This is a genomic window from Rhodoferax sp. (genome assembly GCF_011391645.1).
Taxonomy (GTDB): Bacteria; Pseudomonadota; Gammaproteobacteria; order Burkholderiales; family Burkholderiaceae_C; genus Rhodoferax.
The window spans coordinates 1-9198 of the sequence record NZ_JAABQC010000105.1 but is presented as its reverse complement, the minus strand read 5'-3'; the positions used below and the strand labels follow the sequence as shown (position 1 = coordinate 9198).

Annotated in this window: 10 protein-coding genes; 3 read left to right on the top strand and 7 right to left on the bottom strand. The window is 61.9% G+C overall.

Translation table 11 applies throughout. The annotated features are described in order from the left end of the window. The 3 genes from GPS82_RS11935 to GPS82_RS11925 form a co-directional block, all read left to right on the top strand. A partial coding sequence (locus tag GPS82_RS11935) for an EAL domain-containing protein (RefSeq protein ID WP_296494987.1) occupies positions 1-709 on the top strand: 709 nt, incomplete at its 5' end. A gap of 66 nt (positions 710-775) precedes the next feature. Next, complete coding sequence (locus tag GPS82_RS11930) at positions 776-3784, top strand: chemotaxis protein CheB (RefSeq protein WP_296494983.1); 3009 nt, start codon at positions 776-778, stop codon at positions 3782-3784. After that, a complete protein-coding gene (locus GPS82_RS11925; RefSeq protein WP_296494981.1) occupies positions 3781-5454 on the top strand; it encodes an ATP-binding protein in 1674 nt (557 codons plus the stop codon). The genes GPS82_RS11930 and GPS82_RS11925 overlap by 4 nt, the downstream gene beginning before the upstream one ends. A 141-nt stretch (positions 5455-5595) precedes the next feature. Here GPS82_RS11925 and GPS82_RS11920 read toward each other — a convergent pair whose 3' ends face one another. The 7 genes from GPS82_RS11920 to GPS82_RS11890 form a co-directional block, all read right to left on the bottom strand. Continuing rightward, on the bottom strand, positions 5596-5979 hold the full coding sequence (locus GPS82_RS11920) for a DUF302 domain-containing protein (protein ID WP_296494978.1): 384 nt from the start codon (positions 5977-5979) through the stop codon (positions 5596-5598). Between the two features lie 23 nt (positions 5980-6002). After that, on the bottom strand, positions 6003-6392 hold the full coding sequence (locus GPS82_RS11915; protein WP_296494977.1) for a hypothetical protein: 390 nt from the start codon (positions 6390-6392) through the stop codon (positions 6003-6005). A 39-nt stretch (positions 6393-6431) separates the two neighbouring features. Further along, on the bottom strand, positions 6432-6839 hold the full coding sequence (locus tag GPS82_RS11910; RefSeq protein ID WP_296494975.1) for a PRC-barrel domain-containing protein: 408 nt from the start codon (positions 6837-6839) through the stop codon (positions 6432-6434). A gap of 129 nt (positions 6840-6968) precedes the next feature. Continuing rightward, a complete protein-coding gene (locus tag GPS82_RS11905; RefSeq protein ID WP_296494972.1) occupies positions 6969-7301 on the bottom strand; it encodes a ferritin family protein in 333 nt (110 codons plus the stop codon). Between the two features lie 107 nt (positions 7302-7408). Further along, the gene (locus GPS82_RS11900) at positions 7409-8470 is read right to left on the bottom strand and encodes a PHB depolymerase family esterase (protein ID WP_296494970.1); all 1062 of its coding nucleotides are present in this window, start codon (positions 8468-8470) and stop codon (positions 7409-7411) included. A gap of 143 nt (positions 8471-8613) precedes the next feature. Next, a complete protein-coding gene (locus GPS82_RS11895) occupies positions 8614-8793 on the bottom strand; it encodes a hypothetical protein (protein WP_296494968.1) in 180 nt (59 codons plus the stop codon). Positions 8794-8911: 118 nt separating this feature from the next. Further along, positions 8912-9070 carry a DUF3309 family protein gene (locus GPS82_RS11890; RefSeq protein ID WP_296494965.1) on the bottom strand — a complete coding sequence of 53 codons (159 nt, stop codon included), beginning with the start codon at positions 9068-9070 and terminating at the stop codon, positions 8912-8914. Positions 9071-9198: the final 128 nt, after the last annotated feature.

Genomic DNA, 9198 nt, shown 5'->3' with positions numbered 1-9198 from the left:
GCAGGAGTTTGTGTTGTCTTACCAGGTGCAGGTGGGCGCCGCGGGCGTGCCCACCGGGGCCGAGGCCCTGATCTGCTGGAACCACCCGACGCGGGGGCTGCTGCAGGCCGCCGACTTCTGGCCATTGGCCGAAGAATCCGGAACGGCCGTGGCCTTGGGTAAGTGGGCTTTGGCGGCGGTCTGCCAGCAGTTGCTGAGCTGGGCCAAAAATCCCGACACCGAGCGCTGGGTCGTCGAGCTCAGGCTCAGTGTCGGCCAGTTTTCCCTGGCCGATTTCGTCGACACGCTCAGCGGCTTGCTGCAGACGAGCGGCATCAAGCCGCACCTGCTGACGTTGACGTTGACCGAAGTTGACTTGCGCCAGCCGATTGAAAAAACAGTTGCCAGGATGGAGGCTGTCAACACCTGCGGCGTGCGCCTGTCGCTGGATGAATTTGGCACCGGTTGCTCGTCACTGCTGCTCAACCGCTGGCCCCTGGCGCAGATCAAGATCGCACCCTCGCTGGTCCGGGCCGTGTTGGCCGATGCCTATGTGGCCGATGTGTCGCGCGCCATCGTCTCGCTCGGCCAAGGCCTGGGCCTGCAGGTGATGGCCGCCGGGGTCGAAAACGCCGGGCAGTATCAATTTCTTGCCGCCATGGGCTGCACCACGTTTCAGGGTGACTTTTTTGGGCGGGCCGAGCTTCCCGCGATCGGCCCGCAAAGTTAAGATCAGTCCGGACCCAGCCCAGCTATCAGCCACACCACGCATTCACCACGCATTTCGGAGCATTCCATGGCCACAAAAAAGAAGACCACAAAGCAGGACCAAGCCCCTGAGCCTGCGGTGGCAGGCGGCTTTCCCATTGTGGGCCTCGGGGCTTCGGCCGGCGGCCTGGCGGCCATCGAGGCGTTCTTCTCAGGCATGCCGGCTGGCGTTGACCCCGGCATGGCCTTTGTGCTGGTGCAGCACCTCGACCCCGACCACAAAAGCCTGCTCACCGAACTCATCCAGCGGCGCACCCGCATGGTGGTGTCCGAGGTGGCGGATGGCATGGTGGTGCAGGTCAACTGCGCTTACATCATTCCGCCCAACCGCGACATGGCTTTCCTGAACGGCACGCTGCAGCTGCTCGAGCCCGCGGCACCGCGCGGCCACCGCCTGCCGATTGACTTCTTGTTTCGCTCGCTGGCCGCTGACCAGCATGAGCGCGCCATCGGCGTCGTGCTCTCTGGCACCGGCAGCGACGGCACACTGGGCGTGCGCGCCATCAAGGGCGAGGGCGGCATGGTGATGGTGCAAACCCCGGCATCTGCTGAATTTGACGGCATGCCGCAAAGTGCGCTGGCCACCGGCATGGTCGACTTTGAGCTGCCGCCGGCCGAAATGGCGGCGCAACTCATGGCCTACACCGCCCATGTGTTTTCGCGGCCACCGCACCACATCATTGCAGCCGCGCCGCTCAGTGAGAACGCGCTGAAAAAAATATTTGTCCTGCTGCGCAGCCAGACCGGGCACGACTTTTCCCAGTACAAGCCCAGCACCATTTACCGCCGCATCGAGCGGCGCATGGCGGTGCACCAGGTCGAGGGCATTGACGCCTATGTCAAGTACCTGCAGCAAACCCCGGCCGAGGTGCAGGCGCTGTTCAACGACATGCTGATCGGCGTGACCAATTTTTTCCGCGACCCGGACGCCTTTGCGGCGTTGGTGACACACGTCATCCCCAGGCTGTTCGACGGCAAGCCGGTAGGTGCACCGGTGCGCGTATGGTGCACCGGTTGCTCCACCGGCGAAGAGGCGTATTCGATTGCCATCCTGCTGCAGGAGCAGCTTGAGTTGCTTCGGGCCAGCTACAAGGTGCAGGTGTTTGCCACCGACATCGACAGCCGGGCCATTGCCGTGGCCCGCGCCGGTGTTTACCCGATCAGCATTGCCGATGACATCAGCCCTGAGCGGCTGGCGCGGTTTTTTACGCTGGAGCCCGACGGCAGCGCCTTCCGGGTGCACAAGAACATTCGTGACCTGCTGGTGTTCTCCGAGCACGACATCATCAAGGACCCGCCGTTTTCCAAGCTCGACCTGATCAGCTGCCGCAACCTGATGATTTACCTGGGTTCCGACCTGCAAAAGAAGCTGATCTCGCTGTTTCACTATGCGCTGCAAACGGCTGGCTTTTTGTTTTTGGGCACCTCGGAAACTGTCGGAGAAAAGGTTGACCTGTTTGTGGTGCTGGAGCGCAAGGCCAAGATCTACCAGCGCAAGGAAGATTTCCAGGGTGCGCAACGCGCCGCGCTGGGCCGGTTCTTGCCACCGCTGGTTGAAAGGGATCTGGGGCAGGCGGCTGGCAAGGCGGCCCCACCGTCCACCCAATCGCTGCGCGAACTCACCGAGCAAACGCTGTTGCGCCAGGTGGCTGCAGTTGCGGCGCTGGTCAACGGCAGCGGCGATATTTTTTACCTGCATGGCCGGACCGGCATGTACCTTGAGCCCGCGCCAGGCGTGGCCGGCATCTACAACATCCTGAAAATGGCGCGTGAAGGCCTGCGCCGCGACCTCACTGTGACCCTGCACAAGGCGGCATCGAGCCGCGGCACGGTGCACGCCCAGGGCGTGCGCGTCAAGACCAACGGCCACTTCACGCTGGTGAATCTGAGCGTTTGTCCGGTGCTGGGAGGGCCGGACGGCGCACTGGAGTCTCCGCTGTTTCTGGTGATGCTCGACGCTGCCCCCGAGCCACTGACGCCCGCACCCGTTGCGCCACCGGCGGCGCCGGCCACCCATGCGACCAGTGCGGCCAGTGCCCAGATTGCCGAGCTCAACGAGGAGCTGCAGGCCAAGGAAGAATACCTGCGCGCCGCCAACGAGGAGCTGGAAACCACCAACGAGGAGCTCAAGTCGAGCAACGAGGAAATGCAGTCGGTCAACGAAGAGCTGCAAAGCACCAACGAGGAGCTGGAAACTTCCAAGGAGGAAATGCAGTCGATCAACGAGGAGCTGAGCACCGTCAACACTGAGCTGCAAACCAAGGTGTCTGACCTGTCACGCGCCAACAACGACATGAACAACCTGCTGGCGGGCACCGGCATTGCCACCATTTTTGTTGACCACAGCCTGCGCATCATGCGCTTTACCCCGGCCGCCAGCAGCATCATCAACCTGATCCTGAGCGACGTGGGCCGACCCGTGGCGCACATTGTCAACAATCTGGTGGGCTACACCAGCCTCTTGGCCGACGTGCAGCAGGTGCTCAGAACCCTGGTGCCCAAAGAGGCCGAAGTGCAAACCAACGACGGCAAGAGCTATGCCCTGCGCATCCTGCCTTACCGCACCCTGGACAACGTGATTGAGGGCGCGGTGATCACCTTTGTCGAAGTCACCGAGGTCAAGCGCACGCGCGAGGCGCTCAAGCAGGCCAATGCGCTGCTGCGCCTGGCCGTGGTGGTGCGCGACGCGCACGATGCCATCACCGTGCAGGCGCTTGACGGCCGCACCATTGCCTGGAATCCGGCGGCCGAAAACCTGTATGGCTGGACTGAGGCCGAGGCCTTGCAAATGAATGTGAGCGAACGCGTACCCGAAGCGCTGCAGTCCACCGCGCTGGCGCAGGTGCAACAACTCTGCCAGGCGCAAACACTGACCCCGTTTCACACCCGGCGCCTGACCAAAGACGGCCGTGTGCTTGATGTTGACCTGACCGCCACCGCGCTGCTGGATGAGGCTGGCAAGGTGTATGCCATTGCCACCACCGAGCGCGCCAGTGCGCCCCAGGCGGCGGCAAGCAAAACAGGAGGCCAGCCATGAGTCTTGAACCTCTCAACGCCACTCAATTGATGCACGACCTGCAGGTGCATCAGATCGAGCTGCAACTTCAAAACGAGGAGCTGCGCCGGGCGCAGGTGGCGCTTGAGTTGTCGCACGCCCGGTATTTTGATTTGTACGACATGGCGCCCGTGGGCTACCTCACGGTGGCCGCCGACGGGCTGATTACCGAGGCCAATCTGTGCGCTGCCGGGTTGCTGGGGGTGGTTCGCAGCGCGCTGGTCAAACGGCCATTGAGTCGCTTCATTGTCAAGGCGCACCAGGACAACTACTACCGGTGCCGCCGGCAACTGCTGGAAACCGGGCAAGCCCAAAGCTGCGAGCTGCAGATGTTGCAAAACGATGGCGTCGCGCTATGGGTCAGGCTGGTTGTGAGCGCAGTGCAGCCCGACTCAGCTGAGACCGATTTGCGCCTGGTGATCGCCGACATTTCCGAGCGCAGGAATCTTTTTGACGCTTTGCAGAAGACCAATCAGACCCTGGAGCTTGCCCGCAAGCAGGCCGACAAGGCCAACCTGGCCAAATCCGAATTTTTGTCGAGCATGAGCCATGAGCTGCGCTCGCCACTGAATGCCATTCTGGGTTTTGCCCAGCTGCTGGAAATTGGTAAGCCGGCACCCACGCCGACTCAGCAGGCCAGCCTGGAGCAGATCATCAAGGGTGGCTGGTATTTGCTGTCGTTGATCAACGAAATTCTTGATCTGGCCACCATTGAATCAGGTCATGCAGTCCTGACCATGAACGCCGTGGAAGTGGGCGCTGTGTTGCAGGACTGCCAGGCCATGATTGAACCCCTGGCCGCAGCCCGTGCCGTGCGCATCAGTTTTCCGCAACCACCCGTCACCTTCAGCGCACAGGCTGACCCGATCCGGCTCAAGCAGGTCATCATCAACCTGCTGTCCAATGCCATCAAATACAACCGGGAGGGCGGCTCGGTGGAGGTGTGCTGCAGCACCCCGACAGCCGGGAGGCTGCGCATCAGCGTGCGCGATTCGGGAATGGGTTTGTCAGCGCAGCAGCTTGGGCAATTGTTTCAGCCGTTCAACCGCCTGGGGCAAGAGGGTGGCAGAAACACGGGCACGGGCATTGGCCTGGTGGTGAGCCAGCAGCTGGTCCGGTCGATGGGCGCCGAGATGCGCGTGCGCAGCACGGTTGGAGTTGGCAGCGAGTTCTGGTTCGACCTGGCTGTGTCAGAGGCGCTTCCCGCCAGCCCTGCGCCCGCCTTGGCGCCAGTCCCCGAAGCCGCGCCGCCGGCGCGCAGCGGGGCGTTGCGCTCGGTGCTGTACGTGGAGGATGGCCTGGTCAACCTGGCCCTGGTCGAGCAACTGCTGGCCGAGCGCAGCGATCTGCATTTCCTTGGGGCGCAAGATGCCATGCGCGGCATAGAGATGGCGCGCAGTTTGCAGCCCGATGTGATCGTGATGGACATCCATCTGCCCGGCATCAATGGTTTTGATGCCCTCAAGATACTGCGATCCGACACAGCCACAGCCCACATCCCGGTGCTGGCCCTGAGCGCCAATGCCATGCCGCGCGACGTTGACAAGGGCTTGATCGCAGGCTTTTACCGCTACATCACCAAGCCGATCAAGGTCGACGAATTCTTGCAGGCGCTCGATGAGGGGCTTGCCATGGGGGTGAAAGCGCAGTAAGAGGCTTTTTCATCGCCTGTGTGGGCGGCTCAAGGTGTTTCAACGGCGCCCGACCGGGTGCATTGACCTTGTGCTGTCGCTGGAAGTCACTGCCAGGCAGATTGTGCACATCGCCCGGCGTGAGCGATAAGTAGGCGAAGCCTATTTTGCTTCGTCAATCATCTGTATCGTTTTTTCCTCGACCTCTCTCGCAACTTGCATCAGCAAGGCGTCTTGAGACAGGAACGACAGCATGGGCAGGGGCCTGATCATGCCGATCCTGGCGGCGCCATTTTCGGTGTACACCGAGATGCGGCAAGGCAACGCCATGTTCAGCCGCATGTCGACTGCCAGCACCTTGGCCGCCTGCGCCGGATTGCAGACCTCAAGCACCTTGCATTGTTCTTCAAATGCAATGCCTTTGCCGCGCAGCGTGGCGCCCAGGTCATGGATATGCAGCACGCCAAAACCGTGGCGCAACACGGCGGCCTCAAGGTCGGTGCACGCCTGGTCAAAGGGTTTTCTGGTGGGAACGATGTAATACATGTCAGTGCCTCAATTTTTTTGGCTCAAGCCATACATTCAGTCGCGGTCCATCGGCTGAGGAAAATGGCGCTCTGGAAGCTGTCTTCCACCAGGGCCAGTTCCGGCACCGGACGCTGCAGCCTGAACGCCCGAAACAGGCCCTCGCCGCCCATCACGGCCAGACCGTCATGGGTGTGGCTCCAAAACTCGGCATCATGGCCGAGCGCCTCGAACGGTTCGAGCAGGCGCCTGGCGTGAGTCGGGGCGTGGCGTTGCAGTGATGCGGCAAGGCGCCTCACCAGCTGGCAAAACCGGATCGAGTTTTGCCAGCTCTCGGTGGCTTGCCATGGGGTTGGCTGATAGATCGAAAGGCAGGGTTGCCCTTCAAACGAGAGCAGCTCGGTAATGGCTTTCTGTGAAATCAGGTTTGACATGTGAATTCCCTGGAACAACCCCTGGCAACTTCGGTCCGATTAGTACGGGCTGGCTGTGGTGCCGTAGTAGCTGTGAATGCCACGCGCCCATTCCGGGTTGGCCATGTCGGGCCAGTTGTCGGCGTCAAAGCCGGGCGCGCTTTCGAGGCGATCCTTGCTCACATCGAGCGTGAATCGCTTGTTCACGGTGTCGAGCGTGAGCGCAGACCATGGCACGGCAAACAGCTTCTCCCCCATGCCGAGGAATCCGCCGAAAGACAATACGGCGTAGATGACCTTGCCGGTGCGCATGTCGATCATGAATTCCTTGACGTCGCCCAGATCTTCGTCCTGCAGGTTGTAAACGTCTTCGCCAATCAGCGAAGTGGCGGACATGAAGGCCGGGCCGGGACCGTCGATGATCTCTGCCGTCTGCATGAGGGTGGTGTCAGTGGTTTCGTAGTTCATGTTAATTTTCCTAAAAGAGTTGTGGAGATTAAAAAACAGCATCAAGTGCTTGATCTGCCCGTTGAGAATAGGAGCGTGAGTCCGTTCAATCTGTTCGTCAGCGAACCCAGTCCGGGTTTATTTCACGCGCTATCGGGCGGGCGGTTGGGGCTGGGTCTTGCCCTTCGATGTTTCGATTTTTTCCTCCACCTCCTTGGCTCCCTGGGCATAAAGCATGGCTTCTTCTGGCGCCAGTTCATGCAGCAGCCTGAGGAACTCTCCGGCGTGGACGAGTTCTTCGTCGGCAATCTCGGTGAGCACCTGGATCGCCAGGGGATGGTCGGTGGACTCGGCCAGCTGCGTGTACAGCTGGGTGGCTTCATATTCGGACGCGACCATGAAGCGAATGGCTCTGACCAGCTCATCGTGGGTGAGTTTTTTGTCGTTGGCGAGGCCTGAAAAGGGGGATCCAAAACTTGGCATGTGCTTGCTCCTGGTGTATGGCGCAAACGCGAGGTGCGTTGCGACTCAAGCGCCATCCTATGAAATCTGGCGCGTGTGATCAGTGCGCCGGCACACAGAAACGCCGATTAAGCCGCCACCCTGGCAAACTGCTTGACGGCAAATGCCCAGATCATGCGCGACGCGTCAGGACCCTTGGGGTCGCTGTAGGCCTGGCTGGCGGCGCCACCGCTCCAGGCATGGCCAAGCCCCTGAATGTCACACAGGGTGGCCACCAGCCGGCCTTTGGTTTTGTAGTCGGTCAGCGTGGCCGGGTAGCGCGCGCCACGCTGCACGGTGCGCGGTTTGGTGGGCTTCGCGCCCTCACGCGTGGCCCACAATTCGGCGGCAACCGTGCCATTGCTGGGGGCCACCAAGTGGTCTGCGCTGCCGTGAATGACCAGCAAGGCGGGCAGGTGTTTGCCAGCAGACAGGGGCAGCAGTGGCGCGGCCACGCCGTGCCCGCGCATGGCGCCGAGCGCACCCGCCGAAGAATGGGCAATGCCCGGCGCAATGCCGGAGTGCATCGCCACAGCACAAAAGCGCTGCGGGTGGCGCACCGCCATCAGGGCGGCCATGCTGGCGCCGGCTGAAAGACCGGCCACGGCTATGCGCGCCGGATCAATCGCCTGGCGCTGGCACACCTGAAGGATGGCGGCAACAATGGCGTCTGCCTCGGTTTGTGCCTGGCCCGAGCGCGTCTGGTGCCAGTTCCAGCAGCCTTGCATGTTGGCCAGATGGCTTTGTTCCGGGTAAAGCACCGCAAAGCCTTCTTTGGCGGCGATCTGGTTCATGCGCGTGCTGGTGGCAAAGGCTTCGGCGCTTTGGGTGCAGCCATGCAGCATCACCAGCAAGGGCAAGCGCGCAGTCTGGCGTGCGCCAGGCGGCACAAAAAGCCGGTAACGCTGCGCCCCGGCCATGCCAACCGTGAGACCAGTGCCTGGCTTGACCGCAGTAGCCTTCATGGGACGGGCCGCAGAGGTCTTTGCGGCTGCACGTTTGCGGGGTGCAGCCTTGCGGATCACGGGCTTGGCGGGTTTCAGCGCCTGCGTCATCGCCTTGGTGCCAGCGTGAATGGCGCTGCGTGTCAGGGCTTTGAGCGAGCGCTGGATTGAACGGCTGAAAACGGTGCTTCGGGTTCTTCGGGTCATGTGGTTTGTACTTTTTCGTGGCGCGTTCGCCGTGTCAGTGCCCTGGCCCGCGGGCCGGCTGTGCGTGCACGCGCCAGACCACGTTGCCCACATCGTCTGCGGGCCTGAGAAGATGCCGTTGGCAAACGATGCGGGCAGGGTGGCTACGGCAGAAATGGACAGTCCATGCGCAGCGCCGCGTCAGCGTTGGCAGCCAGCAGGTCAGCACCCGCAAGGGCTACGCCAAAAGGCGGGTTCATGCCTTTTTGCAGGACTGAGCGGAGATCGTCCACAGTGTCACTGTCGGCATCGCCCGACAGGGTGATGCGGTTGGCGCCGGGCACGCCAGCACCAGCCCGGCAGGCTAGCTGGCAATGTCGCCACAATCCGTCGCTGCCAGCCCCACGCCCATGAGCGCAGCGCTGGCGCGCCGTTTCGTCAAGCGGTCAACTTGCGAATGCGTCAGATCCGACCCATCAGCAGCAGGACGATGATGATGATCACCACCAGACCCAGGCCACCGGTGGGCCCGTAGCCCCAGTTCTTGCTGTGTGACCAGGTTGGCAAAGCGCCGACCAGCATCAGGATCAAAATGATCAACAGGATGGTGCCTAAGCTCATGAGTTTCTCCTTGAATGATGGGCAAAAATATTAATTGCCTGGCGCAGAAGCTGGCGGCATCACGATGACGGTGGTGCCTTCACCGGTTTTGCCGGTGTCGCCTGTGGCGCCCGTGTAGCCAGTGGCAC

What these genes read in the sequence shown, in the direction of transcription:
- GPS82_RS11920 (WP_296494978.1), bottom strand. Translation starts at nt 5,979, where the DNA reads ATGTATTACATCGTTCCCACCAGAAAACCCTTTGACCAGGCGTGCACC.
- GPS82_RS11910 (WP_296494975.1), bottom strand. Translation starts at nt 6,839, where the DNA reads ATGAACTACGAAACCACTGACACCACCCTCATGCAGACGGCAGAGATC.
- GPS82_RS11905 (WP_296494972.1), bottom strand. Translation starts at nt 7,301, where the DNA reads ATGCCAAGTTTTGGATCCCCCTTTTCAGGCCTCGCCAACGACAAAAAA.
- GPS82_RS11925 (WP_296494981.1), top strand. Translation starts at nt 3,781, where the DNA reads ATGAGTCTTGAACCTCTCAACGCCACTCAATTGATGCACGACCTGCAG.
- GPS82_RS11930 (WP_296494983.1), top strand. Translation starts at nt 776, where the DNA reads ATGGCCACAAAAAAGAAGACCACAAAGCAGGACCAAGCCCCTGAGCCT.
- GPS82_RS11915 (WP_296494977.1), bottom strand. Translation starts at nt 6,392, where the DNA reads ATGTCAAACCTGATTTCACAGAAAGCCATTACCGAGCTGCTCTCGTTT.
- GPS82_RS11900 (WP_296494970.1), bottom strand. Translation starts at nt 8,470, where the DNA reads ATGACCCGAAGAACCCGAAGCACCGTTTTCAGCCGTTCAATCCAGCGC.
- GPS82_RS11890 (WP_296494965.1), bottom strand. Translation starts at nt 9,070, where the DNA reads ATGAGCTTAGGCACCATCCTGTTGATCATTTTGATCCTGATGCTGGTC.